The organism is Pseudomonas sp. MOIL14HWK12:I2, assembly GCF_000510745.1.
In the GTDB taxonomy this organism is placed as follows: Bacteria; Pseudomonadota; Gammaproteobacteria; order Pseudomonadales; family Pseudomonadaceae; genus Chryseomonas; species Chryseomonas oryzihabitans.
Window position 1 is genome coordinate 29,756 of the sequence record NZ_AZOA01000012.1, and the last position, 26,043, is coordinate 55,798.

19 protein-coding genes are annotated in these 26,043 nt (G+C 68.7%); 12 read left to right on the forward strand and 7 right to left on the reverse strand.

What is annotated here, in order from left to right:
• Positions 1-48: 48 nt before the first annotated feature.
• Complete coding sequence (gene trxB, locus PSK12I2_RS0111095) at positions 49-1,023, forward strand: thioredoxin-disulfide reductase (protein WP_027598439.1); 975 nt, start codon at positions 49-51, stop codon at positions 1,021-1,023.
• A 210-nt stretch (positions 1,024-1,233) separates the two neighbouring features.
• Here trxB and glyA read toward each other — a convergent pair whose 3' ends face one another.
• Entirely contained in the window at positions 1,234-2,487 is a 1,254-nt protein-coding gene (gene glyA, locus PSK12I2_RS0111100; protein WP_027598440.1) for a serine hydroxymethyltransferase, read from the reverse strand.
• Between the two features lie 123 nt (positions 2,488-2,610).
• The gene (locus PSK12I2_RS0111105; protein ID WP_027598441.1) at positions 2,611-6,804 is read right to left on the reverse strand and encodes an EAL domain-containing protein; all 4,194 of its coding nucleotides are present in this window, start codon (positions 6,802-6,804) and stop codon (positions 2,611-2,613) included.
• A 211-nt stretch (positions 6,805-7,015) separates the two neighbouring features.
• On the opposite strand from PSK12I2_RS0111105, the gene ettA reads away from it, so the two are divergent.
• From ettA to modC, 4 genes are all read left to right on the forward strand, one after another.
• Positions 7,016-8,680: an energy-dependent translational throttle protein EttA gene (ettA, locus tag PSK12I2_RS0111110; RefSeq protein WP_007162716.1), complete on the forward strand. Its 1,665-nt coding sequence runs from the start codon at positions 7,016-7,018 to the stop codon at positions 8,678-8,680.
• Between the two features lie 113 nt (positions 8,681-8,793).
• Entirely contained in the window at positions 8,794-9,549 is a 756-nt protein-coding gene (gene modA, locus PSK12I2_RS0111115; protein WP_027598442.1) for a molybdate ABC transporter substrate-binding protein, read from the forward strand.
• A 4-nt stretch (positions 9,550-9,553) separates the two neighbouring features.
• Positions 9,554-10,231 carry a molybdate ABC transporter permease subunit gene (gene modB, locus PSK12I2_RS0111120; RefSeq protein WP_027598443.1) on the forward strand — a complete coding sequence of 226 codons (678 nt, stop codon included), beginning with the start codon at positions 9,554-9,556 and terminating at the stop codon, positions 10,229-10,231.
• On the forward strand, positions 10,228-11,304 hold the full coding sequence (modC, locus tag PSK12I2_RS0111125; RefSeq protein WP_037007675.1) for a molybdenum ABC transporter ATP-binding protein: 1,077 nt from the start codon (positions 10,228-10,230) through the stop codon (positions 11,302-11,304). Before modB ends, modC begins: the two co-directional genes overlap by 4 nt.
• On the opposite strand, the gene PSK12I2_RS0111130 is transcribed toward modC, so the two are convergent.
• Positions 11,296-12,222, reverse strand: a complete 927-nt coding sequence (locus PSK12I2_RS0111130) for a LysR family transcriptional regulator (protein ID WP_027598444.1) — start codon at positions 12,220-12,222, stop codon at positions 11,296-11,298. The two genes, modC and PSK12I2_RS0111130, sit on opposite strands and share 9 nt — an antisense overlap.
• A 138-nt stretch (positions 12,223-12,360) precedes the next feature.
• Between PSK12I2_RS0111130 and PSK12I2_RS0111135 the strand changes: the two genes are divergently transcribed.
• Positions 12,361-13,278 carry a DMT family transporter gene (locus tag PSK12I2_RS0111135; RefSeq protein ID WP_027598445.1) on the forward strand — a complete coding sequence of 306 codons (918 nt, stop codon included), beginning with the start codon at positions 12,361-12,363 and terminating at the stop codon, positions 13,276-13,278.
• Here PSK12I2_RS0111135 and PSK12I2_RS0111140 read toward each other — a convergent pair.
• Both PSK12I2_RS0111140 and PSK12I2_RS0111145 read right to left on the reverse strand, forming a co-directional pair.
• A complete protein-coding gene (locus tag PSK12I2_RS0111140) occupies positions 13,244-14,176 on the reverse strand; it encodes an acetamidase/formamidase family protein (RefSeq protein WP_027598446.1) in 933 nt (310 codons plus the stop codon). The genes PSK12I2_RS0111135 and PSK12I2_RS0111140 overlap by 35 nt on opposite strands.
• Positions 14,177-14,202: 26 nt before the next feature.
• Positions 14,203-15,585 carry an APC family permease gene (locus PSK12I2_RS0111145; RefSeq protein ID WP_027598447.1) on the reverse strand — a complete coding sequence of 461 codons (1,383 nt, stop codon included), beginning with the start codon at positions 15,583-15,585 and terminating at the stop codon, positions 14,203-14,205.
• A 154-nt stretch (positions 15,586-15,739) separates the two neighbouring features.
• On the opposite strand from PSK12I2_RS0111145, the gene PSK12I2_RS0111150 reads away from it, so the two are divergent.
• The 6 genes from PSK12I2_RS0111150 (at position 15,740) to PSK12I2_RS23925 (ending at position 21,728) form a co-directional block, all read left to right on the forward strand.
• Entirely contained in the window at positions 15,740-16,504 is a 765-nt protein-coding gene (locus PSK12I2_RS0111150) for a LuxR family transcriptional regulator (protein ID WP_027598448.1), read from the forward strand.
• 88 nt (positions 16,505-16,592) lie between these two features.
• A complete protein-coding gene (locus PSK12I2_RS0111155) occupies positions 16,593-17,063 on the forward strand; it encodes a nuclear transport factor 2 family protein (protein ID WP_027598449.1) in 471 nt (156 codons plus the stop codon).
• A gap of 72 nt (positions 17,064-17,135) precedes the next feature.
• Positions 17,136-18,041, forward strand: a complete 906-nt coding sequence (locus tag PSK12I2_RS0111160; RefSeq protein WP_027598450.1) for a LysR family transcriptional regulator — start codon at positions 17,136-17,138, stop codon at positions 18,039-18,041.
• A 110-nt stretch (positions 18,042-18,151) separates the two neighbouring features.
• Positions 18,152-19,342, forward strand: a complete 1,191-nt coding sequence (locus tag PSK12I2_RS0111165) for a CaiB/BaiF CoA-transferase family protein (protein ID WP_027598451.1) — start codon at positions 18,152-18,154, stop codon at positions 19,340-19,342.
• Positions 19,339-20,265 carry a hydroxymethylglutaryl-CoA lyase gene (locus tag PSK12I2_RS0111170; RefSeq protein WP_027598452.1) on the forward strand — a complete coding sequence of 309 codons (927 nt, stop codon included), beginning with the start codon at positions 19,339-19,341 and terminating at the stop codon, positions 20,263-20,265. The genes PSK12I2_RS0111165 and PSK12I2_RS0111170 overlap by 4 nt, the downstream gene beginning before the upstream one ends.
• Before the next feature lie 77 nt (positions 20,266-20,342).
• Positions 20,343-21,728 (forward strand): MFS transporter, encoded by a 1,386-nt coding sequence (locus tag PSK12I2_RS23925; RefSeq protein WP_037007309.1) that lies wholly within the window; start codon positions 20,343-20,345, stop codon positions 21,726-21,728.
• A 2-nt stretch (positions 21,729-21,730) separates the two neighbouring features.
• Here the strand turns inward: PSK12I2_RS23925 and PSK12I2_RS0111180 are convergent, their stop codons facing one another.
• Together PSK12I2_RS0111180 and PSK12I2_RS0111185 are read right to left on the reverse strand one after the other, a co-directional pair.
• Positions 21,731-24,829, reverse strand: coding sequence for a multidrug efflux RND transporter permease subunit (locus PSK12I2_RS0111180; protein ID WP_027598453.1), 3,099 nt, complete (start codon positions 24,827-24,829; stop codon positions 21,731-21,733).
• Positions 24,829-25,971 carry an efflux RND transporter periplasmic adaptor subunit gene (locus tag PSK12I2_RS0111185; protein ID WP_027598454.1) on the reverse strand — a complete coding sequence of 381 codons (1,143 nt, stop codon included), beginning with the start codon at positions 25,969-25,971 and terminating at the stop codon, positions 24,829-24,831. Before PSK12I2_RS0111185 ends, PSK12I2_RS0111180 begins: the two co-directional genes overlap by 1 nt.
• Positions 25,972-26,043 lie beyond the last annotated feature (72 nt).

Below are 26,043 nucleotides of genomic sequence, written 5' to 3' on the forward strand. Positions count from 1 at the left end.
GGCCACTCTACTCTTAGGTCTGCCGGAGACCCCGGCAGGGAGAATGTCATGTCTGAAGTCAGCAACTCGCGCCATTCGCGTCTCATCATCCTCGGTTCCGGTCCGGCCGGTTACACGGCCGCGGTCTATGCCGCCCGTGCCAACCTCAAGCCGCTCTTGATCACCGGCATGCAGATGGGCGGCCAGCTGACCACCACCACCGAGGTCGACAACTGGCCGGGTGACCCCCACGACCTGACCGGTCCGGCGCTGATGGAGCGGATGCGCGAGCACGCCGAGCGCTTCGAGACCGAGATCGTCTTCGATCACATCAACGCCGTGGACTTTGGCGGCAAGCCCTACACCCTCAAGGGTGACAGCGCCACCTACACCTGCGACGCCCTGATCATCGCCACCGGTGCCAGCGCCCGCTACCTGGGCCTGGCCAGCGAGGAGGCCTTCATGGGCAAGGGCGTGTCCGCCTGCGCCACCTGCGACGGCTTCTTCTATCGCAACCGTGAGGTGGCGGTGGTCGGCGGCGGCAACACCGCGGTCGAGGAAGCCCTGTACCTGGCCAACATCGCCAGCAAGGTGACCCTGATCCACCGCCGCGAGACCTTCCGCGCCGAGAAGATCCTGCAGGACAAGCTGCGTGCCCGGGTCGCCGAAGGCAAGATGGCGCTCAAGCTCAACGCCAGCGTCGACGAGGTGCTGGGTGACAACATGGGCGTCACCGGCGTGCGCATCAAGAACAACGATGGCAGCAGCGAAGAGCTGCAGGTGGCCGGTCTGTTCGTCGCCATCGGCCATACCCCCAACACCGGGTTGTTCGAAGGCCAGCTGGAGACCCACGACGGCTATCTGGTGGTGAAGGGCGGCCGCGAGGCCAATGCCACCGCCACCAACGTGCCGGGCGTGTTCGCCGCCGGCGACGTAGCCGACCACACCTACCGCCAGGCCATCACCTCGGCCGGTGCCGGCTGCATGGCGGCACTGGACGCCGAGCGCTATCTGGATGGGTTGGGCGATCTCCAGGTCCTCTAAGGCCTGATCGACGCCTGACAAAGAAAAACCCCGGCACTGGCCGGGGTTTTTCTTTTTCGAAAGCTTCCGGCGTGCGGCAAGAGCTGGCCTGGCTGCCTTGACGACCCTTCTGGAAATGCAAAGAGCCCCGGCCATTTGGTCGGGGCTCTTTGTTCTGGGGGTTCCCTCACCCCGGCCCTCTCCCAGGGGGAGAAGGGGAAGGCGTGCCTCTTACTTGCCGTAGACCGGCAGGCGAGCGCAGACGGCCTTGACCTTTTCACGGACGGCGTCGATCACCGATTCGTCGCCCATGTTGCCAAGGATGTCGCAGATCCAGCCGGCCAGTTCGCGGCACTCGGCTTCCTGGAAGCCACGGGTGGTGACGGCCGGGGTGCCGATGCGCAGACCGGAGGTGACGAAGGGCGAGCGCGGATCGTTCGGCACCGAGTTCTTGTTCACGGTGATGAAGGCGCGACCCAGGGCGGCGTCCGCGTCCTTGCCGGTGATTTCCTGCTTGATCAGGCTGAGCAGGAACAGGTGGTTGTCGGTGCCGCCGGAGACGACGTTGAAGCCACGCTCGATGAACACGCCGGCCATGGCCTGGGCGTTCTTGATCACCTGCTGCTGGTAGGTCTTGAACTCGGGCTGCAGGGCTTCCTTGAAGCACACCGCCTTGCCGGCGATGACGTGCATCAGCGGGCCGCCCTGGGCACCGGGGAAGACCGCCGAGTTGAGCTTCTTCTCGATGGCTTCGTTGGCCTTGGCCAGGATCAGGCCGCCACGCGGACCGCGCAGGGTCTTGTGGGTGGTGCTGGTGACCACGTCGGCGAAGGGGACCGGGTTGGGGTAGACCCCGGCGGCGACCAGGCCGGCGAAGTGGGCCATGTCGACGAACAGGTAGGCACCCACGGCATCGGCGATGGCGCGGAAGCGGGCGAAGTCCAGCACCTGGGAGTAGGCGGAGTAGCCGGCGACGATGACCTTGGGCTTGTGCTCCTGGGCCAGGCGCTCGACCTCGGCGTAGTCGATCAGGCCCTGCTCGTCGATGCCGTACTGCACGGCGTTGTACAGCTTGCCGGAAGAGGACACGGTGGCGCCGTGGGTCAGGTGACCGCCGTGAGCCAGGCTCATGCCGAGGATGGTGTCACCGGCTTCGATCAGCGCGAGGTAGACGGCCGAGTTGGCCTGGGAGCCGGAGTGCGGCTGGACGTTGGCGTAGTCGGCGCCGAACAGCTGCTTGGCGCGGTCGATGGCCAATTGCTCGACCACGTCGACGTATTCGCAGCCGCCATAGTAGCGCTTGTGGGGATAGCCTTCGGCGTACTTGTTGGTCAGCACGCTGCCCTGGGCTTCCATGACCGCCGGGCTGGTGTAGTTTTCCGAAGCGATCAGCTCGATGTGATCTTCCTGACGCTGGGCTTCCTGCTGCATGGCGGCATACAGGTCGGCGTCGAAGCGGGCGAGGGTGGTTTCACGGCTGAACATGGCGGCAGGGTCCCCTGAGGCATGGCGAAGAGCGAGCCCGATCGGGCTCGTGAGGGGCAGTATTCTACCCCATCGCGGGAACTCTGAGGTATGAGCGCCGGTCATGCGGTGGCGCCATCGGTCTCATGTCAGGACCGGAAACAGCCCCTGGTGCTCCAGCCGTTCGCGCAGCAGATCCGGCGGCAGCGGACGGTCGAAGAGGAAGCCCTGCACCTCGTCGCAGCCATGCAGGCGCAGGAATTCCAGTTGCGCCGGTTCCTCGACGCCCTCGGCGATCACCGAGAGATTGAGGCTGTGGGCCATGGCGATGATGGCCCGGGCGATCTGCGCATCCTGCTCGCCGTGGGGCAGGCCGTCGACGAAGCTGCGGTCGATCTTGAGGATGTCGATGGGGAACTGCTTGAGGTAGTTGAGCGAGGAATAGCCGGTGCCGAAGTCGTCCACCGCGATGCACAGGCCCAGACTCTTGAGTTCGCCGAGCAGTTGCAGGGCCTCGCCGACGTCGCGCATCAGGATGCTCTCGGTCAGTTCCAGCTCCAGGCAGGCCGGCGCCAGGCCGGTCTCGGCGAGGATCGCGGCGATGCGCTGGCCGAGCTGGCCGTCGCTGAATTGCCGCGCGGAGAGATTCACCGAGACCTTGGGAATGCGCACCCTGGCCGCGTGCCACTCGCGCATCTGCCGGCAGGCCTCGCGAATCACCCAGTCCCCGACCTGGACCACCAGGCCGATCTCTTCGAGCACCGGGATGAATTCCGCCGGCGAGACGTGGCCGCGCACCGGATGCTCCCAGCGCAGCAGGGCCTCGACCCCGGTCAGGCGCCGGTTGTCGCAGCGGTACTGCGGCTGGTAGTGCAGGCGGAATTCGCCCTGCAGCAGGGCGTGCCGCAGATCGGCTTCCAGTTCCAGGCGTTCCAGGGCGCGGGCGTTCATCTCGGCCTGGTAGAACTGGAAGTTGTTCTTGCCCATCTCCTTGGCGTGGTACATGGCGGTGTCGGCGTTCTTCATCAGCTGGCTGAGCTCATGGCCGTCCTGCGGCGAGAGGGCGATGCCGATGCTGGCGGAGACGAAGAATTCGCGGCCTTCGAGCACGAAGGCCTCGGACAGCTGGGTGAGGATCTGCTCGCCGACGCGGATCGCCTGGGCCAGGGCCACTTCGCGGGTTTCCAGGCCCGACAGCAGCAGGGTGAATTCGTCGCCACCCATGCGCGCCACGCTGTCCTCGGTGCCCACGCAGGCGGTCAGGCGCATGGCCACCTCCTTGAGCAGGCGGTCACCGGCGGCGTGGCCGAGGCTGTCGTTGATCGGCTTGAAGCGGTCGAGGTCGAGGAACATCAGCACCACCCAGCTGCCGTTGTGGCGACTCTGCTGCAGGGCGTTGTGCAGGCGGTCCTGGAACAGGGTGCGGTTGGGCAGCAGGGTCAGGGCGTCGTAGTAGGCGAGGCGATGGATGCGTCTTTCGCTGGCCTTGCGCTCGCTGATGTCGACGAAGAAGCAGACATAGCTCATCAGGTCGCCGTCGTCGTCGCGGATGGCGGTGATGCCGACCCAGGAGGGGTAGGGCTCGTTGTCCTGGCGTCGCTGCCAGAGTTCGCCTTCCCAGCTCTCCTGGGTGCGCAGCTGCTGCATCACGTGCTGCAGCTGGTTGGCTTCCTGCTTGTCCGCGCAGAGCATCATCGGCTGCTGGTCGAACACCTCTTCGGGGCTGAAGCCGGTGATGCGGGTGAAGGTGCGGTTGACCCGCACGATGTAGCCGGCCGGGTCGGTGACCAGGATGGCGCCGGCGGAGTGGTCGAACACCGTGGCCGCCATGCGCATGTCCTTTTCCGTGCGGCGCTGGGCGGAGATGTCGCGGCAGATGCCGAGCAGGCCGGCGAAGCGCTCGTGGTCGTCCCACAGCGGCTTGAGCCGCAGCTCGATCTGCAGGGTGTGACCCTGGGCGTGCAGGCAATCCAGCAGCAGGGGCGCGAAGTGTTCCCGGCGCAACTCGGCCAGGGCGCGCGGATCGTCGAGGCTGCGCAACAGCCGCTGCAGGGTGCGGCGGAATTCCTGCAGCTGGCGCGAATGCACCACCAGCTCGGCCAGGGTGCGCTGTTGCAGCTCGGCGACGGGATAGCCGAGCAATTCCTCGACCGAGGGGCTGAGGTAGTTGAGCACCAGCTGGGCGTCGGTGGTGAAGATGACGTCGCTGATGCTTTCCGCCAGCTGCCGGTAGCGATTCTCGCTCTCGCGCAGGCGCTCGCTGGCGCGGACCATGTCGGTGACGTCCAGGGCCAGCCCCACCACGCTCGCCGCGCTGCCGTCCGCCGCACTGGCGAGGCGTTGCTCGCGCACGTCGAACCAGCGCCAGCCGCCGTTGCGGTGCTGCCAGCGCAGGAGGCTGCTGCTGGGCTGGTCGCACAGCGTCGGCCGCATGCTGACCACTCGCTCGTGCAGCTCGACGTCGTCCGGGTGCAGGCGCGCGGGACCGAGGCTGGCGAAGGCCTCCGGCGGATAGCCGAGCTTGAGCGCCAGCGAATGACTCTCGTAGGTCAGCTCGCCACTGGCCACGTCGTAGGTGTAGAGGGTGTCGGGGATGGCGCTGATCAGATTCGACCAGAAGCTGTCGCGCTCGAGCAGGCGCAATTCGCCGAGCTTGCGCTGGGTGATGTCGGTGAGGCTGAGCAGGGTGGCATCGAGGTGCTGGGGATCGGCCGGCAGGTGCATGGTCAGCCAGAGATGGCGCTCGCCCTCGGCGGTGTCGATGCAGGTCTCGAGTTCCAGCACCTGCTGGCCGGAGAGCAGACCGGCCAGCAGGCGGTAGCGCTTGCCGCCGAGCTGGACGCGGGAGTCACCCACCAGCCGCGCCCAGGCCTGGTCCAGGTGGCCGATGCCGAGCATTTCCAGGGCGCGCTGGTTGATCTCGGTGATGCGCACCTGGCGGCCCAGGGCATCCAGGGCCTCGGGCTGGCGGGCGAACAGCTCCGCCAGTTGCTCGGGACGTTCCAGGCCCAGGGCGTGCATGTGGGGATGGACGGCGCTCAGATCGACCACGCAGATGCCGGTGTGCACCCCGTTGAAGATGCTTTCGTAGCGCTGCCGGGTGGTCTGGATGGTCTCCAGGTTGCGCTGCTGCTCGGTGACGTCGCGCAGCACCCAGACGAAGCCGTCCTGGGTCTGGGTGCGGTCGCGCAGGACGCGGGCGCTGGGCTGGCTGGCCGCCAGGGCATGGCAGCTGACCGCGAAGCGCCGCGGCTGGCCTTCCACCACCAGGGTGACCAGGGCACCGCCGTCACGTTCGGCGGGCGTCAGGGCCACCACCTCGGGCAACAGACTGGCGAGGAAGAACTGCTGGGCGTCATCGGCGGCGATGCCCAGCAGGCGGGCGGCGGTGGCGTTGACATGGACCAGGCGACCGTCGGCCTGGGTCATGCAGACGGCTTCCTCGATGCCGTTGAGGGCGATGCCGGCCAGGCGCAGGCCGCGTCGCGAGGCGAGGGTCAGGGCGCGCAGGCCACGTTCTTCGCGCAGCAGCAGGTAGAGCAGGATGACCGCCACCAGGCCGGACAGGCTGAACAGCGCCAGGCGGCCGAAGGAGGCCCCCAGCAGGGTGGTGCCCATGTCTTCGGCGGGATGGCTGCCCACCACCTGCCAGTTGCTGTAGGCCAGCTCCTGGCGTACTTCATCGCGGCTGTCCGCCGCCAGGGTCGCCCCGCCGCGGAACAGCAGGGTGCCCTGGGCGCGATCTTCCAGGCGCCAGTCGAGGCCGGACGGGACCCGGGTCGGCCGCCACAGGGGTTCGAGCAGGGGGGCGCTGGTCAGCACCCACCAGCCCCGCTGCTCCTCGCGATCGCCGGCCAGCAGCACATAGAGGGGCGCCGCCGCGGCCTGGGCATTGTAGCCGTAGCGGAAGTCGGCCTGGCCGGCGCGCGCGATCAGTTGCTGGATGAAGGCGGCGTCCGGCGTATCGCCCAGGCGGGCGGCGCGCAGAGTGGCGTTGGCCGGCAGCCAGCGCACCTGTTGCAGCCCGGGAAAGAAGTCCTGGAGGCCGAGCAGCAGGTTGGGAGCCAGCGGCAGGGTAGGGTCCAGCGACCAGCGCAGGGTGCTGCGCACCGCCTGGGCCTTGAGCGCCAGGCCGAATTCGACGGTGTTGGCCAGTTGCTGGGTCAGGCTGTCCAGCTGTTCGCGCCGCAGGGCCTCGCGCTCGGCCACGCTGGCGAAGGCCTGCCAGAACATCAGGGCCAGCATGGCCACCAGCGAAAGGACGAGCAGGCCGCGGGTGAGGCGTCGCGAGGCGGGGGCGAGCGGCGCTTCCGGCAGCGAGGAGGGCGGGCTGTTCACGACGGACTGCGTTCCTGCAGAGGCGATGGCCGTTCGGCTGCGCCCGATTCCGCGGGGCAGGGATGGCCTATGATAAGGGACCGGACGGTGTCTCCGCCGGTTTTTTCCGCGTGATCAGCGCCGGCGCTTTCGTCGCGCGGGGTTTCGACAGCGTTCGCTGCTGACGCCATACTGTGTCCCCTGTTTTTCATTCCGGTCCCAAGGTCCCACCATGGCTCAATACGTCTACACCATGCATCGGGTCGGCAAGGTCGTGCCGCCCAAGCGTGAAATCCTCAAGAACATCTCCCTGTCGTTCTTTCCCGGCGCCAAGATCGGCGTGCTCGGTCTGAACGGTGCGGGTAAATCGACGCTGCTGCGCATCATGGCCGGCGTCGATACCGAGATCGAAGGTGAAGCGCGTCCGATGCCCGGTATCAATGTGGGTTATCTGCCGCAGGAACCGAAACTTGATCCCGAGCAGACGGTTCGTGAGGTGGTCGAGGAAGCGGTCGGTCAGATCAAGCAGGCCCAGGCCCGCCTGGACGAGGTCTATGCCGCCTACGCCGAGCCGGATGCCGACTTCGACGCCCTGGCCGCCGAACAGGCCAAGCTGGAAGCCATCCTCCAGGCCGCTGACGGCCACAACCTGGACCGCCAGCTGGAAGTCGCCGCCGACGCTCTGCGCCTGCCGGCCTGGGACGCCAAGGTCGGGGTGCTCTCCGGTGGCGAGAAGCGCCGCGTGGCCCTGTGCCGCCTGCTGCTGTCGGCTCCCGACATGCTGCTGCTGGACGAACCCACCAACCACCTGGACGCCGACTCGGTGGCCTGGCTGGAGCACTTCCTCCACGACTTCCCCGGTACCGTGGTGGCCATCACCCACGACCGCTACTTCCTCGACAACGTCGCCGGCTGGATCCTGGAACTGGACCGTGGCCAGGGCATCCCCTTCGAGGGCAACTACTCCGGCTGGCTGGAATCCAAGGCCGCGCGCCTGACCCAGGAAGCCAAGCAGGAAGCCGCCCATGCCAAGGCCATGAAGGCCGAACTGGAATGGGTGCGCTCCGGTGCCAAGGCCCGCCAGTCCAAGTCCAAGGCCCGCCTGCAGCGCTTCGAGGAAATGCAGTCCCAGGAATTCCAGAAGCGCAGCGAGACCAACGAGATCTACATCCCCGCCGGCCAGCGCCTGGGCGACAAGGTCATCGAGTTCAAGAACGTCAGCAAGGGCTACGGCGATCGCCTGCTGATCGACGACCTGAGCTTCGTGGTGCCCAAGGGCGCCATCGTCGGTGTCATCGGCGGCAACGGCGCGGGCAAGTCGACCCTGTTCCGCATGATCATGGGCAAGGAGCAGCCGGATTCGGGCAGCATCGAGATCGGCGACACCGTGCAACTGGCCAGCGTCGACCAGAGCCGCGAGAACCTGTCCGACACCAAGACCGTCTGGGAGCAGGTCTCCGATGGCTCCGACGTGATCAAGATCGGCAACTACGAGGTGCCCTCGCGCAGCTATGTGGGTCGCTTCAACTTCAAGGGCGCCGACCAGCAGAAGTTCGTCAAGGATCTCTCCGGCGGTGAGCGCGGTCGTCTGCACCTGGCGCTGACCCTCAAGCAGGGCGGCAACGTGCTGCTGCTGGACGAACCCTCCAACGACCTGGACGTGGAAACCCTGCGCGCCCTGGAAGACGCCCTGCTGGACTTCCCCGGCGCGGCCATCGTGATCTCCCACGATCGCTGGTTCCTCGACCGCATCGCCACCCACATCCTCTCCTACGAGGATGACTCCAACGTGGTGTTCTTCGAAGGCAACTACACCGAGTACGAAGCCGATCGCAAGAAGCGCCTGGGCGAGGCCGCGGCCCAGCCCAAGCGGGTGAAGTACAAGAAGCTGGCCTAAGCGCCAGGATCAACGCCGGCGGGGCCACCTGCCGGCGTTTTCTTTTGTGCCCTCTGCAGCCGCCAGCGTCCTGCGACTGCGGAGGGATTGCCAGCCCCGAGGAAGAAAGCCCGATGCCATCCAGCCGTTCCCGCCTGTTGCTTTCCCTGCTCACCGCAGCCCTGGCCACCCCGGCCCTGGCCGATGAGGTCCAGGTCGCCGTGGCCGCCAATTTCAGCGCGCCGCTTAAGGCCATCGGCGAGCGCTTCGCCCAGGACACCGGCCATCAGCTGGTGATTTCCAGCGGCGCCACCGGCCAGCTCTATGGCCAGATCAGGAATGGCGCGCCCTTCGCGGTCTTTCTCTCCGCCGACGACAGCACCCCGGCCAAGCTGGAAAGCGAGGGGGCGGCGGTCAAGGGCTCGCGCTTCACCTATGCCATCGGCACCCTGGCGCTCTGGTCGCCCAAGCCCGGCTATGTGGACGGCGACGGCGCGGTGCTCAAGCGGAACGCCTTCACCCACCTGGCCGTGGCCAATCCCAAGACCGCGCCCTATGGCCTGGCCGCCAGCCAAGTGCTGGCCAAACTGGGCCTGACCGAGGCGGTCGCGGCCAAGCGGGTGGAAGGCCAGAACATCACCCAGACCTACCAGTTCGTCGCCACCGGCAATGCCGAGCTGGGCTTCGTCGCCCTGTCGCAGATCTACGGGGACGGCAAGATCAAGGAAGGCTCGGCCTGGATCGTGCCGGCCGAACTCTATGAGCCGATCCGCCAGGACGCCGTATTGCTGGACAAGGGCCAGGACCAGCCGGCGGCCAAGGCGCTGCTGGCCTATCTCAAGGGCCCCCAGGCGGCCGCGGTGCTCAAGGCCTACGGCTACCGGCAGTGACGCCATGAGCCTGAGCGCGGCGGACTGGGCGGCGATCCGCTTGACCCTGGAACTGGCCAGCGTGACCACCCTGCTGCTCCTGGTGCTGGGTACGCCCCTCGCCTGGTGGCTGGCGCGCACCGGCTCCCGGCTCAAGGGGCCGGTCGGCGCCCTGGTGGCCCTGCCGCTGGTGCTGCCGCCCACGGTGATCGGCTTCTACCTGCTGCTGGCCATGGGGCCGGAGGGCTGGGTAGGGCAATTGACCGAGGCGCTGGGGCTGGGGCGGTTGCCCTTCACCTTCGCCGGGCTGGTGGTGGGTTCGCTGTGCTATTCGCTGCCCTTCGTGGTGCAGCCGCTGCAGAACGCCTTCGAGGCCATCGGTCCGCGCCCGCTGGAAGCGGCGGCGACCCTCAGGGCCAGTCCCCTGGATACCTTCTTCCACGTGGTGCTGCCGCTGGCGCGGCCGGGCTTCGTCACCGCCGCCATCCTCGGCTTTGCCCATACCGTGGGCGAATTCGGCGTGGTACTGATGATCGGCGGCAACATTCCCGGGCGCACCCAGGTGGTCTCCACCCAGATCTTCAATCATGTGGAAGCCATGGAGTATCCCCAGGCGCACCTGCTGGCCGGGGGCATGCTGGCCTTCTCCTTCGTGATCCTCCTGCTGCTCTATGGGCGCCGTGGGCGGTCGGCCTGGACATGAGTCTCGCCGCGCGCTTCGAATTGCGGCATGCCGACTTCGTGCTGGACGTGGACCTCGCCCTGCCCGGCAGCGGCGTCACCGCGCTGTTCGGTCCCTCGGGCTCGGGCAAGACCAGTTGCCTGAGGTGCGTGGCCGGACTCGAGCCCGCCGCCCGTGGCCGCCTGGTGGTGGCGGAAGAGACCTGGCAGGACAGCGACCGCGGCCTGTTCCTGCCGCCGCACCGACGCGCCCTGGGCTACGTCTTCCAGGACGCCAATCTGTTCGAGCACCTGGACGTGCGCCGCAACCTGCTGTTCGGTTGGAAGCGGGTGGCGCCCGCCGCGCGTCGACTGGAACTGGAGCAGGTCGTCGAGTTGCTGGGCATCGAAGGACTGCTCGCGCGGATGCCGGCGCGCCTGTCCGGCGGCGAACGCCAGCGGGTCGGCATCGCCCGCGCGCTGCTGACCAGTCCGCGGCTGCTGCTGATGGACGAACCCCTGGCGGCGCTGGACGCCGAGCGCAAGGCCGAGATCCTGCCCTACCTGGAACGCCTGACCCGGGAGCTGGCGCTGCCGATCCTCTATGTCAGCCATGCCCCCGATGAGGTGGCGCGGCTGGCCGATCACCTGGTGCTGCTGGAGCGGGGGCGGGTGCTGGCCAGTGGGCCGACCACCGAGATACTGGCGCGCCTCGACCTGCCCATCGCCCTGGCCGACGACGCCGGGGTGGTGCTGGAAGGGCGGGTGCTCGGCCATGACCCGGACTACGGGCTGCTCAGCCTGGGGCTGGCGGGCGAGCAGCGCGTGCTGCTGGCCCATGCCCCGCTGCCGCCCGGGCAGTCGCTGCGCATCAAGGTGCTGGCGCGGGATGTCAGCCTCAGCCTGGAACGCCAGCACAGCAGCATCCTCAATGTGCTGCCGGCCACCGTCGCCGAGATCGCCCCGACCCGTTCGCCGGCCCAGGTGCTCTTGCGCCTGGACCTGGGCGGCGCGGCGCTGCTGGCGCGGATCACCCGCTATTCGCTGGAGCGGCTGGCGTTGCAGCCGGGCAGCCGGGTGTGGGCGCAGCTCAAGTCGGTGGCGGTGCTAGCCTGAACCTGGGGTTGGCCCGAGCCGCTCCAGCAGAAAGTCCACCAGCGCCCTGACCGCCGCCGGCAATTGGCGATCCGGCGGATAGAGCAGCCAGGCGGTGCCCTGGTAGGGGCCGAGGTATTGCCAGTCGGATAGCACCCGCCGCAGGCGGCCGTCGGCCAGACCGGCTTCGGCGGCGAAGGCCGGCAGGCAGGCGATGCCCAGGTCGGCGAGGGTCGCCTCCAGACGTACCCCGCTGTGGTTGCAGGCCAGGCGGCCCCGCACCGTCACGCTTTCCACCCGGTCGCCGCGGCGCAGTTGCCAGCGCTGGTCGCCAGGGGTTTCGCCCAGGTAGAGGCAGTCGTGCTCGGCCAGCGCCTGGGGCTGCTGCGGCGTGCCGCGGCGTCCGAGATAGGCCGGGCTGGCGCAGAGCACGAAGTCCATCTCGCGCAATGGCCGGGCGACGAAGCCGGCGGGTGGCTGCTCGGTGATGCGCACCAGCAGATCCTGATCGTCGGCGATGGGATCCAGCGGACGGTCGTCCAGGCGCAGTTGCAGATCCACCTCGGGATAGCGCTGGAAGAAGTCCGGCAGCAGCGGCGCGATCAGCCGATAGCCGACCGCCTTGGGCACCGCCAGCCGCACCTGGCCGCGGGGCTCCTCGCGATGCTGCAGCCCGCTGTCCAGCGCCGCACCGGCGGCGGCCAGCAGCTGGCGGCAGTGGCCGAGCACCTCGCGGCCGGCCTCGCTCAGGCGCAGCTGACGGGTGGTGCGCTGCAACAGGCGCACACCCAGCTCCCGCTCCAGTCGCGCCACCTGGCGACTGACCGCCGAAGGCGTGGCGTCCAGCAGGCGGGCGGCGGCGGTGAAGCTGCCGGTCTCCACCACCTTGGCGAAGGCGACCAGGCAGGGCAGCAGGGGGAGGGCGCGCACGAGATCCATGCCAAGTCCGTGGGAAGCAATGGGGCTGGAAAGACTGGCATTGCTTCCCGGGCGGAACAAGAGCTGTGCGCGCGGACAGGCTTATCGCGCCTACCGCGGGACGGGCACACTGGCGGCCTGATCCAGGGAGAAGCCGTCATGTCGTCACGCCCCACCTTCGGCCTCGCCGAAGGCCTGTTGCTCGCCACCGCCCTGGTCTGGGGGACCAGCTACGCCGTGGTCAAGGACGCCGTGGTGCTCTATCCGGTGCTCGGCTATCTGGCGCTGCGCTTCTGTCTCACCGCAGCGCTGCTGCTGCCCACCCTGAGGGGCGAGGGTCGGCGGGCCTGGCGACCCGGGGTGCCGACCGGTCTGCTGCTGTTGGCGATCTTCCTCGCCGAGACCTATGGCGTGGCCCTGACCAGCGCCAGCAACGCCGCCTTTCTCATCAGCCTGTGCGTGGCCCTGACGCCCTTCGCCGAATGGTGGCTGCTCGGTCAGCGCCCCGAGGCCCGTGCCCTGGGCGCCGCGGCCCTGGCGGTGGCGGGCGCCGGGCTGCTGACCCGTGGCGTGACCCTGAGCTTCAACCTGGGTGATGGCCTGATCCTGCTGGCAGCCGTATTGCGCGCGATCAATGTCTGCGTGGTGCGCCGGCGTCTGCAGCGGGCCAGTGCCCCGGTGCCGGCCCTGGCGCTGACCGCGGTGCAGACCGGAGTGGTCGGCCTGGCCTGCCTGCTGCTGTTCGCCCTCGGCCCGGGCCTGGCGCCGCTGCCCGTAAAGCCAGGCTTCTGGCTGGCCACCGGCTACCTGGTGCTGTTCTGCACCCTGGGCGCCTTTCTCGCCCAGAACTTTGCCCTGGGCCGCACCAGCGCCACCCGCGTCGCCCTGCTGATGGGCGCCGAGCCGCTGTTCGGCGCACTGTTCGCTAGCGTCTGGCTGGACGAACGCCTGGGCCTCTGGGGCTGGCTGGGCGGCCTGCTGATCGTCATCGCCTCGCTGTGGGGGACCTTGCCGCGGCGGGCGCCGGACCATTCGGCCCCGGCTATTCGAACACGATCCGCGGGAAGTAGAAGCTGACTACCCAGTTGGGTACGTCGACGATCTCGCTGATGCGCAGGTCGCCACACACCGAGCAGAGCAGATAGGCCTGTTCCGCCCGCAGGTTGCGGGTCTGCCCGAGCCAGTCGATGGCGCCGCTGACAGCCATGCGCGCCGCGGCCAGCAGGTCCGGTCCGACGCCGGTGAAGACCTCGTAGCCGGCGCCGTCCAGGTGGCGGGTGACCGGCCCCGGGGTGCTGAAGCGCGGCATGGCCAGGGGTTGCCCCTTGATCAGCTCGAAGGTGGCGGTGACCGCCATGGCGGTCTCGATGGCGGTGCCGCAGACCTCGCCATCGCCCTGGGCGGCATGGGTGTCGCCAATGGAAAACAGCGCCCCGGCGACCTCCACCGGCAGGTAGAGGCTGGTGCCGGCTGCCAGGTCGCGGATATCCAGATTGCCGCCCACCCGTCGCGGTGGCACCACCGAGTGCAGACCCGGCGCCGCGGGCGCCACCCCCAGGGTGCCGGCGAAGGGCTTGAGCGGGACCCGCGCCAGCTCGCCGAAGGCGGCCGGCGTCTGACCGCTGCGGTCGTACTGCCAGAGTTGCAGCACCGGGTCCGGAAACTGGTCGGCGAGCAGGCCGAAGCCGGGGATGTTAGCGGTCCAGCCAAAGCCGCTGGGGGTGAAACTGTCCAGCGTCACCTTGAGCACGTCGCCCGGCTCGGCACCCTCGATCCACAGCGGACCGCAGACCGGATTGACCCGCTCGAAGGGCAGGGTTGCGATGTCGGCGGCGCTGGAGTGGCCGTGGAAGTGGCCGTCCGCCGCGTCGCGGCAGGCAAAGCTGACCGTTTCGCCCGGCGCGACCTCCAGCGCCGGGGGGAGGCTGTGGTCCCAGCCGCAATGGCAGTGCTGGCTGTGCAGGGTCTTGATCATCTGAAGCCTCCGCGGCGGGTCTGTGCCTAATGGACGGCGTCGTTGGCCTTGAATTCCGTGGTCCGGCCGCTGAGCTTGAGGAAGGCCAGCACGGCCAGGCCCAGCACCATCCAGCAGCTGCCACCGACCTTGGCGTAGACGTCGGCGTTGAACAGTACATAGGCGAGGATGATGAAGCCGATCATCGGGACCAGCGCATGGAGCAGCGGGCGACCGGCGCCGCGGTGGTGCCAGGCCACTGCCACATGCAGGAGCAGGAAGGCGGTCAGCGCACCGAAGTTGCACATGGAGGCGAGCAGATTGATCTGGCCGACAAAGAACAGCCCCAGTACCAGGCTCAGGGCCGCCACCAGCAGGATGGCGCGTTGGGGCACGCGCGTGACCGGATGGATCTGGCGCAGGAACTGCGGCAGCTGGCGATCCCGGGCCATGGCGAACAGCAGGCGCGAGGTGGCGGCCTGGGCCACCAGGGCGTTGGCGATGGCGGCGCCGATGGCCACCGCCAGGGCGATCACCACCTGCAGCCAGGGACCGGCAATCAGCCGACCGATCTCGTAGAAGGCGTTGTTGGAGGCGTCGGCGTCAGGGTACTGGATCAGATTGGGTTGCAGCAGCGCGGCCAGCCAGGTCTGCACCATGAACAGCGCCGCCACCAGGGTCAGGGCCAGCAGGGTGGCGCGACCCACCACGCGGCTGCCGCCGCGGGTTTCCTCGGAAAGGGTGGAGATGGCGTCGAAGCCGAGAAAGGACAGCACCGCCACCGACAGGGCGCTGAAGATCAGCGGCAGGGAGAATTCCTGGGGGTTGTACAGCGGCTTCAGGCTCCACTCGGCGTCGTTCACGCCGCGGCTGATGGCCAGCGACGCCAGCACCACGAACACCAGCAGCACCGCCAGCTGGCCATAGAGGAACAGCCGGTTGGCACGGGCGGTGGTCTCGATGCCGCGCAGGTTGACCAGGGTGTTGAGGCCGACGAAGAAGAGGATCCACAGCGGCTGGGGAAGCGCCGGGATGACGTTGGCCATGGCGTTGGCGCCGATCACATAGAGCAGGGTGGGCACCAGCAGGTAGTCGAGCAGGATGGCCCAGCCGGCGAGAAAGCCCAGGGCCGGGTGTAGGCCGCGGCCGACATAGGCATAGACCGAACCGGCCACCGGGAAGGCGCGCGACATCTGCTGGTAGCTGACCGCGGTGAACAGCATGGCGACGAAGCCGATCAGGTAGGTGAGGGGCACCATGCCGTGGCTGGCATCGAACACCCCGCCAAAGATGGAAAAGGGCGCGATGGGCACCATGAACACCAGGCCGTAGATCAGCAGGTCCTTCAACCCGAGCTGGCGCTTGAGTTCCTGGGTGTAGCCGAAGCGGGCGAGGTCGGCGGCGTCGCCGGACGGAGCGTGCTGAGTCATGGGGGCTTCCTCGAAGGGGCGGGTTAGGCTCGACTCTAGGCCAGGGTGGGGCCTGGCCCCATCCGCAAAAGTGCTAGGTTTGCAGCAGTGCTGTCGCGACTGGCAGAACCTTTGCTTCGCGTTCCCCATCGCGATCCAGGGGAGGAGCTCCAAGATGCATGCCGATCTGCTTACCGTCAGCAGCCGCCTCGCCGGACTGCCCACGCTCGACGCCTGTCTGGATGCCGTCCAGGCCAGCGCCGACCACCTGGGGTGCAAGGCGCTGATCTACGACTATGCCCCGGTGCCCCTCAGTCACGAGGGCGTGCTCATCACCCCCTCGGTATTCAAGGTGCGCAACGCCCCGGCGGACATGCAGGCCTTCTGGTGCGAGCGCGGCTATTACCAGATCGACCCGGTGCAGCAATGCGCCAGTCGGCGCGCGGCGCCCTTCGTCTGGTCGTTTCGCAGCGAAACCCGCAGCGCCCTGCGCGAGTACCTGGGTGACAGTCACCGCCCGGTCACCTGCTATGTGCGTGACAGCGGCCTGGCCACCGGGGTGACGGTGCCGCTGCACCTGCCGGGCGGTGCCTTCGCCACCCTGACCGGCATCCTCGATGCCGAGGCGCGGGACGCCGAGGCCGCCGGCGAAGCCTGCCTGGGCGCCTTCCTGGTGCTGGCCCATGCCTTCCAGGCCCGGGCCGACGAACTGCTCGCGCCGGCCGAACGCCGCTGCGGTCAGGTCCGCCTGACGCCGCGCGAGCGCGAATGCCTGCAGTACTCGGCCAAGGGCCTCACCGCCAAGCGCATCGCCGCGACCCTCAACCGCTCCACCGCCACGGTCAACCTGCACCTCAACTCCGCCGCCCGCAAACTGGGCGCGCGCAACCGGGTCGAGGCGGTGGTGCGGGGCTTGCACTATCGCCTGGTCGAGGTCTGAGCGACTTGGCCGGATCCGTGGGCTGATCGACCTTGTGACACCCGCGCTGCGGCCCGACACTGGGGCCTCATCTGCCTAGGAGTGTCCCATGAGCGCCGCCCGTCCTCCCGTCCCGCCCTTCACCCTCGAATCCGCCCGGCAAAAGGTCCGCGCCGCCGAAGACGGCTGGAACAGCCGCGATCCGGCCAAGGTGGCCCTGGCCTATACCGCCGACAGTCGCTGGCGCAATCGCAGCGATTTCCTCCAGGGCCGCGCCGCCATCGAGGCCTTTCTCACCCGCAAGTGGCAGCGCGAGCACGAGTACCGGCTGATCAAGGAACTCTGGGCCCATGACGGCGCGCGTATCGCCGTGCGCTTCGCCTACGAATGGCGGGACGAAGACGGCCAGTGGTACCGCGCCTACGGCAACGAGAACTGGCACTTCGACGACCAGGGCCTGATGGCCGAGCGTCACGCCAGCATCAACGACCTGCCGATCACCGAAGCCGAGCGGCTGTTTCATTGGCCCCAGGGGCGGCGCCCGGATGACCATCCCGGCCTGAGCGACCTGGGTCTCTAACCTGAGGCAGGTGGCTACCCCGGGCGCGCCGGGTCCTGTACAAGGACCTCTGGCCGCCTGGACCCCAAGACGATGCACTACCGCAACCTGCTCCGCCGCCTCGACCTGGTCTCGCTGCAGCTGCTGCTGGCGGTGCACGAGGAGGGCACCCTGACCCGCGCCGCCGAGCGCGAGATGATCGCCCTGTCCGCCGCCAGCAAGCGACTGCACGACCTGGAGCGCTCGCTCGACATCGAACTCTTCGAGCGCAACGCCAAGGGCACTACCCTCACCCCGGTCGGCGAGACGCTGCTGCATTACGCCAAGCGCATCCTCGCCGACGTCGAGCGCATCAGCATCGATGTCGGCGAGCACCTGCAGGGCGTGCGCGGCTACGTGCGGATGATGGCCAACATCTCCGCCATCATCGAATTCCTCCCCGAAGACCTGCAGGCCTTCACCGCCGGCCATCCCCAGGTCAAGGTCAGCCTGGACGAACGACCCAGCGCCGGGGTGGTAAAGGGGGTGCTGGAAGGCGCCGCCGACCTGGGCATCTGCTCCTCGGACACCGATACCCGCGGCCTGCTGGCCGTGCCCTACCGGCAGGACACCCTAGTGGTGGTGATGCGTCCGGATCATCGCCTGGCCGCACGCCCGCGGCTGGCCTTCGCCGAGACCCTGGACGACGACCACGTCGGCCTGCACGCCGACAGCTTCATCAACCTGCGCACCAAGGCGGCCGCCCGCAGTCACGGCAAGGCCCTGCGCCTGCGCATCCATGTGCCCGGCTTCGATGCCGTGTGCCGCATGGTGCAGGCGGGCTTCGGCCTGGGCGTGCTGCCGCTGCAGGCCTTCGAGCTCATCGGGCGACCGCTCGGGCTGATCGCCGCGGCGCTGGATGACGACTGGTCCCAGCGCAGCCTGGCGCTGGTGGTGCGCGACGTCGAGTCGCTGTCGCCGGTCAGCCGGCTGCTCTACGACCACCTGCTGGACGTGTGAATCGGGTCTTCGCGATCTGCGAAGACCCCTTGCCGAAAGACGTTAACCACTGACTGCACTATTGTCCTAGCATCGGCCTCATTCCAATAACAAAGAGAGGCTAGGCCACCATGACGGCTCTCACCGGACTCCGTGTCATCGAGATCGGCACGCTCATTGCCGCCCCCTTCGCCGCTCGGCTGATGGCCGAATTCGGCGCCGAGGTGATCAAGATCGAAGCCCTGGACAAGGGCGATCCCCTGCGCAAGTGGCGCAAGCTGCACGAGGGCACCTCGCTCTGGTGGTACCTGCAGTCGCGCAACAAGAAGTCCCTCGCCCTGAATCTGCGCTCCGCCGAAGGCGTGGCCCTGGTCAAGCAGCTGGTCGAGGGGGCCGATGTGCTCATCGAGAATCTGCGCCCGGGCGCCCTGGAAAAGCTCGGCCTCGGCTGGGACGTCCTGCACGCCCTCAATCCCAAGCTCACCCTGGTGCGCATCTCCGGCTACGGCCAGACCGGCCCCTATCGTGATAGACCCGGCTTCGGTGCCATCGGCGAGGCCATGGGCGGCATCCGCTACACCACCGGTACCCCGGGCGTGCCGCCGGCGCGGGTCGGGGTCAGCCTCGGCGATTCCCTGGCCTCCATGCACGCGGTGATCGGCGCCCTGATGTCGGTGCTGCGGGTCAAGACCGGCCAGGGCGACGGCCAGGTGGTCGATGTCTCCCTGGTCGAGAGCGTGTTCAACGTCATGGAAAGCCTGGTGCCCGAATACTCCATGCTCGGCCATGTGCGCGAGCGCACCGGCGGTGCATTGCCTGGTATCGCGCCGTCCAACACCTATCCCACCGGCGATGGCGGTTTCGTGGTGATCGCCGGCAACAGCGATCCCATCTATGTCCGGCTGATGCAGGCCATCGGCCGTCCCGATCTGGCCGAGCGCCCGGACCTTGCGCAGAACGACGGGCGCGCCCGCCACTGCGAGCTGATCGACGAGGCCATCGCCGCCTGGACCGGCAGTCGCGGCATCGACGAGGTGCTGGAGATCCTCGAAGGCGCCGAGGTCCCGGCCGGCCGCATCTATTCGGCCGCCGACATCGTCGCCGATCCCCATTACCAGGCGCGGGAGATGCTGCTGGACACCACGCTGCCCGACGGCGCGACCCTGAAGATGCCGGGCATTGTGCCCAAGCTGTCGGCCACTCCGGGCCAGGTCAACTGGCAGGGTCCGACCCTCGGTCAGCACACCGACGGCCTGCTGGCCGAACTGGGGCTGAGCGAAGCGGACATCCAGCGACTCAGGCAGGGCGGGGTGGTGCAATGAGTACCGAACGCCTGATCGTCCAGGAAGTCGCCCCCCGCGATGGCTTGCAGATCGAGCCGAGCTGGGTGGAAACCACCGACAAGATCGCTCTGATCGACGAGCTTTCGGCGCTGGGTTTCTCGCGGATCGAGGCCGGTTCCTTCGTCTCGCCCAAGGCGGTACCCATGCTGCGCGACGGCGAGGCGGTGTTCCAGGGCATCGCCCGCCGGCCCGGGGTGACCTACGTCGCCCTGGTGCCCAATCTCAAGGGCGCCCAGCGCGCCCTGGCGGCCGGCGCCGACGAGCTGAACCTGGTGCTCTCCGCCAGCCAGACCCACAACCGCGCCAACATGCGCATGAGCTGCGAGCAGTCCCTCGCCAGCTTCGCCGAGGTGGTGCAGCTGGCCAAGGGGCAGGCGGTCTCGCTCAACGGCACGGTGGCGACCACCTTCGGCTGCCCCTTCGAGGGGCGCATCGACGAAGGCTGGGTGTTCGAGCTGGTGCAGCGCTATCTGGCGCTGGGCATGACCGGCATCACCCTCGCCGACACCACCGGCATGGCCAATCCGCGGCAGGTCGCGCGGATCGTGCGCCAGGTGCTGGAACTGATCCCGGCGTCCGCCCTGACCCTGCATTTCCACAACACCCGCGGCCTCGGCCTGTGCAACGTGCTGGCGGCTTATGAAGCCGGCGCGCGCCGCTTCGACGCCGCCCTCGGCGGACTCGGCGGCTGCCCCTTCGCGCCCGGTGCGTCCGGCAACATCTGCACCGAGGACCTGGTGAACCTCTGCGTGGAAACCGGAGTGGAGACCGGGATCGATCTGGAGCGGCTGATAGCGCTGTCGCGCACCCTGCCGGCGCTGCTCGGCCACGACACCCCCGGTCAGCTGGCCAAGGCCGGTCGCAACTGCGATCTGCATCCGCCGCCCGCCGCCACTGGCTGAGCCGCCCCCGTTTTCATTCGTTCGCCCTGACTACAACAACAAAGGAGCGCCAGCCTGGCCGCTCCCGGGAGACCGCTATGTCCTCATCCGCAACCTCCGCCGCCCTGGCGGCCACCGAACAGGCCATCGTCCGCAAGGTCGCCTGGCGGCTCATGCCGCTGATCATGGTCTGCTACCTGTTCGCCTTCTTTGATCGCATCAACATCAGCTTCGCCAAGTTCCAGCTGCAGGCCGACCTGTCGCTGAGCAACACCGCCTATGGCCTGGGCGCGGGACTCTTCGTGGTGGGCTATGTGCTGTTCGAGGTGCCCAGCAACATGATGCTGTACAAGGTCGGCGCCCGGCGCTGGATCGCCCGCATCATGATCTCCTGGGGCATCGCCACGGCGCTGATGATGTTCGTCACCGCCGAATGGCAGTTCTATGTGCTGCGCTTCCTCATCGGCGCCATGGAAGCCGGCTTCGCGCCGGGCATCCTCTACTACCTGACGCTGTGGTTTCCGCAGAGCTATCGCGGCCGCATCACCTCGACGCTGTTTCTCGCCTCGGCCTTTGCCGGACTGATCGGCGCCCCGGTCTCGGGGGTGATCCTCGGGCAGATGGACGGTCTGCTCGGCATGCGCGGCTGGCACTGGCTGTTCCTGGTCGGTGGCATCCCCTGCGTGCTGCTCGGCGTGCTGGTGCTGCGCCTGCTGCATGACCGCATCGCCGATGCGCCCTGGCTCAACGCCGACGAGAAGACCTTCCTGGCCAGCCGCATCGCCCGCCATGAAAACAACAGCCACGGCTCGCTGCTGGCGGCGATCCGGCTGCCGGGCTTCCTGCTGCTCGCGGTGATCTACTTCCTGATCCAGGTCGCCTCCTATGGCCTCAACTTCTGGGCGCCGCAGCTGATCCGCAGCGCCGGTACCGAGAGCCCCACGCTCATCGGCCTGCTGACCGCCGTGCCCTACGTCTTCGGCGCCATCACCATGGTGGTGGTGGGACGGCTGTCGGACGCCAGCGGCGAGCGGCGCAAGTTCGTCTGCGGCCTGGTGATCGCCGGCGCCCTGGGGTTCTTCAGCGCGGGACTCTTCGCCGACCACACCCTCTTCCTGATCCTGTCCCTGGCCCTGATGGGCGCCGGCATCATCGCCGCCATCCCGACCTTCTGGTCGCTGCCGCCGAAACTGCTGGCCGGCGCCGGCGCAGGCGCCGCGGGGGGCATCGCCCTGATCAACACTCTGGGGCAGGTCGGTGGCATCGTCAGTCCGGTGATGGTGGGCTACATCAAGGACCTGACCGGCAGCACCACCCCGGCGCTCTATCTCATCGGCTGCACCAGCCTGCTGGCCGCCGGCCTGATGTTCTGGGCGCTGCCGCAGAGCCTACGGACCTCGGACAAGCTCGGCGCCCGCAAGCCCGAGCCCGCGCCGGTCGAGGACGCCACGCTGCTGGGCGACAAGCGCCCCCACAACGCCTGAGGCTAGAGGTCCGGCGCGCGCCAGCGCCGGACCAGCCGCAGCACCAGCACGAAGAACACCGGCACGAAGACCAGCGCCAGGGTGGCGCTGAGCATGCCGCCGATCACCCCGGTGCCCACCGCCTGCTGGCTCGCCGAGCTGGCCCCGGTGGCCAGGGCCAGGGGCACCACGCCGAGGATGAAGGCCAGCGAGGTCATGACGATGGGTCGCAGGCGCAGGCGGGCGGCGCGGCAGGTGGCCTGGTACAGGTCCATGCCTTCGTCGTGCAGGCGCTTGGCGAATTCGATCAGCAGGATGGCGTTCTTCGCCGTGAGGCCGATCACCGTGATCAGGCCGACCTTGAAGAAGACGTCGTTGGGCATCCCCCTCAGGGTCACCGCCAGCACCGCGCCGAGTACCCCCAGGGGCACCACCAGCAGCACCGCGGTGGGAATCGACCAGCTCTCGTAGAGCGCCGCTAGGCAGAGGAACACCACCAGCAGCGACAGGCCCAGCAGCAGGGGCGCCTGGCCGGCGGAGAGACGTTCCTGCAGCGACAGCGCCGTCCACTCCAGGGCGAAACCGCGCGGCAACTCGGCGGCCAGGCGCTCCAGTTCGGCCATGGCCTCGCCGGTGGTATGACCGGGCAGCGGTTCGCCGGCCAAGCTGATTGCGGGGTAGCCGTTGTAGCGCGACAACTGCGCCGGGCCCTGGGTCCAGTCGGCGCTGACGAAGGCGGACAGCGGCACCATGCGTCCGCGCTCGTTGCGTACCTCCAGGCGCAGCAGGTCGTCCACCTGGCTGCGGGTACCCAGGTCGGCCTGCACGATCACCTGCTGCATCCGACCGCGATTGGGAAAGTCGTTGACGTAGCTGGAGCCCAGGGCCGTGCCCAGGGTCTCGCCGAGGGCGCTGAAACTCACTCCTAGCGCGGCGGCCTGGCGGCGATCCACCACCAGCTGCACCTGGGCGCTGTCGGCCAGGGCGGTCTCCCGCACGTAGGCGATGATCGGATTGCCTGCCAGCCTGGCCTGCAGTTCATCGCGCGCCGCCTTGAGCGCCGCCTGGCCGCGATTGGACCTGTCCTGCAGACGCACCTCGAAGCCGCTGGAGGTGCCCAGGCCTTCCACCGGCGGCGGCAGCACGGCGAAGCCCTGGGCCTCGCTCTCGCCCGCCAGGGCGGTATTGGCCCGCGCGGCGATGGCCGCGGCGGAGTCGGCCGGGCCGCGGGCGGACCAGTCCTTGAGGGTAGTGAAGGCCAGGGCGGCGTTCTGGCCGCTGCCGGAAAAGCTGAAGCCGAGCAGCACGAGATCGTTGGCCACGCCCGGCTCCTCGGCATAATGGCGCTCCAGGCGCTCGAGCACCTTGAGGGTGCGCTCCTGGGTAGCGCCCGGCGGCAGCTGGATGTCGGTGATCAGATAGCCCTGGTCCTCGGTGGGCAGAAAGGCGCCGGGCAGGCGGCCATAGAGCGCCACCAGGGCCGCCAGCAGGACGGCGAACAGCAGGAGATTGGGCAGCAGTCGGCGGATGGCGCGGGCCACCCAGCCTTCGAAACCGCCGGTCAGGCGTTCGAAGCCCCGGTTGAAGGCGCCGAAGAAGCCGCCGCGGGCATGGGCGCCCTGGGCAATCGGCTTGAGCAGGGTGGCGCACAGCGCCGGGGTCAGGCTCAGGGCGAGAAAGGCGGACAAGAGGATGGCCACCGCCATGGACGCCGAGAACTGGCGATAGATGACGCCCACCGAACCGCTCATGAAGGCCATGGGCACGAAGACCGCGGTCAGCACCAGGGTGATGCCGACGATGGCGCCGGAGATCTCGCCCATGGCCTTGCGCGTGGCGGCGCGCGGATCGAGTCCTTCCGTGGCCATGAGGCGCTCGACGTTCTCCACCACCACGATGGCGTCGTCCACCAGAATACCGATGGCCAGCACCATGCCGAACAGGGTCAGCACATTGATCGAATAGCCCAGCGCCAGGAGCACGGCGCAGGTGCCCAGCAGCGCCACCGGCACCACCAGGGTCGGGATCAGGGTGTAGCGCAGATTCTGCAGGAACAGGTACATCACCGCGAACACCAGCGCCATGGCCTCCAGCAGGGTGTGGATGACCTGGGTGATGGAGATCTCGACGAAGGGCGCCGTGTCGTAGGGGATGTCGTACTTCATTCCCGGCGGAAAGTACCGGGACAACTCGGCCAGCTTGGCGCGCACCGCCTTGGCGGTGGCCAGGGCATTGGCGGTGGGCGCCAGCTGCACGCCGACCGCCACCGAGGGCTTGCCGTCCAGCCGGGTGCCGAAGTTGTAGCTCTGGCTGCCCACCTCGACCCGGGCGACATCGCCCAGGGTCACGCTGGAGCCATCGACCCCGGCGCGCAGCAGGATGCCGGCGAATTCGGCCGGGTCGCTGAGCTGGCCCTTGATCAGCACCGGCGCGTTCAGCTCCTGACCCGCGGGGGCGGGCAACTCGCCAAGACTCCCGGCCGCTACCTGGACGTTCTGCTCGGCGATGGCGCGGGTCACGTCGGCCGGGGTCAGGCCGACCGCCACCAGGCGACTGGGATCGAGCCAGACGCGCAGGGCGTGCTCGGCGCCAAACAGCTGGGCCTTGCCCACCCCGTCCAGCCGGCGCAGTTCGTTGACCACGTTGCGCGCCAGGTAGTCGCTCAGGGCGGTGGTGTCGAGGCGCGCGTCGGTGGCGGTGAGGGTGACGAACAGCAGGTAGCCGGCAGAGGTCTCCTCGATCTGGATACCCTGCTGGGTGACCGCCCGCGGCAGGCGCGGCTCCACCACCTTGAGGCGATTCTGGATGTCGACCTTGGCCAGCTCCGGATCGGTGCCGGGCTGGAAGGTCACGGTCAGGGTGGCGCTGCCCTGGCTGCTGCTGGACGAGAAGTAGAGCAGGTGATTGACGCCATTGAGTTCCTGCTCGACCAGACTGACCACGCTCTCGTCCAGGGTTTGCGGCGAGGCGCCCGGATAGCTCAGGGTCAACTCGATCTGCGGCGGCGCTACGTTGGGATACTGGGCTACCGGCAACTGCGGCAGGGCCAGCAGGCCGGCGAGCAGGATGAACAGCGCCACCACCCAGGCGAACACCGGGCGGTCGATGAAGAAATTGGCCATCAGCGCGCCTCCGCCGGGGCGGCCTGGGGTTCCACCACCAGGCCCGGCTGCGCCTGTTGCAGGCCCGAGAGCAGTACCCGCTCACCAGCGGCCAGGCCGAATTCCACCACCCAGCGACCGTCCACCACCGGTCCCAGGCGCACCTCGCGCAGGGCGAGCCGGTCTTCGGCATCCACCACCCAGACCTGGGCCTGGCCGCCGGCGCTGCGCTGCACCGCCCGTTGCGCCACGCTCAGACCCTGGTCGAGCCGTGCCTGCTCCAGGCGCACCCGCACGAAGCTGCCCGGCAGGAGTTCGCGCCGTGGATTGGGAAACTGGCTGCGCAGGGTGATCTGGCCGGTGCTGGCGTCCACCGCCAGATCGGCGAATAGCAGGCGGCCGCTCTCCGGGTAGGGGCTGCCGTCTTCCTGCAGCAGGGTGACCCGCGCCTGGTCCGGCGCCACCTGCTGCAGTCGGCCGTCGCTGAGGGCATCGCGCAGCGCCTTGAGCTGGCGGGTCGACTGGGTGACGTCGGCATGGATGGGGTCCAGCTGCTGGATGATCGCCAACGGCGTGGCATCGCCCTGGCCGACCAGGGCGCCTTCGCTGACCAGGGCCTTGCCGATGCGCCCGGCGATGGGCGCGGTGACCGTGGCATAGTCCAGATTCAGCCGCGCCCGCTTGAGCGCCGCCTGGGCGGCCGCCACCTCGGCCTGCGCCTGCAGACTGGCACCCTGGGCATCGTCCTGCGCCTGACGACTGATCGCCTCGCTCTCCACCAGTGCCGCATAGCGCTCGGCCAGGCGGCGGGCCTGGAAGGCGCTGGCCTCGGCCTTGCGTAGGGCGGCCGCGGCGCTGTCCACCTCGGCCTGCAGCGGCGCCGGATCGATACGGAACAGCACCGCGCCGGCCTTGACCTCGCTGCCCTCGTGAAACACCCGCTGCAGCACGATGCCGGCGACCCGCGCCCGTACCTCGGCGGTCCGCGGCGCCACCAGGCGGCCACTGAGTTCGCTGGCGATGGCCAGGGGCGAGGGGTGCAGCGTCTCCACCTGCACCCTGGGCGCGGGCGGGGCGGCAGCTTCCGGGGCCGGACGGTCGCAGGCGGCGAGCAGCAGGCAGAGCAGCGCGAGGCTGCCGAGGGCAGGGCGGGGCAGGGACATCAGGGGCTTCCTCCAGGAGAGCGCCATGGTAGGCGTCCCGCTCAGGCCTCCCTGTAAACGTCTGTAGGTCTC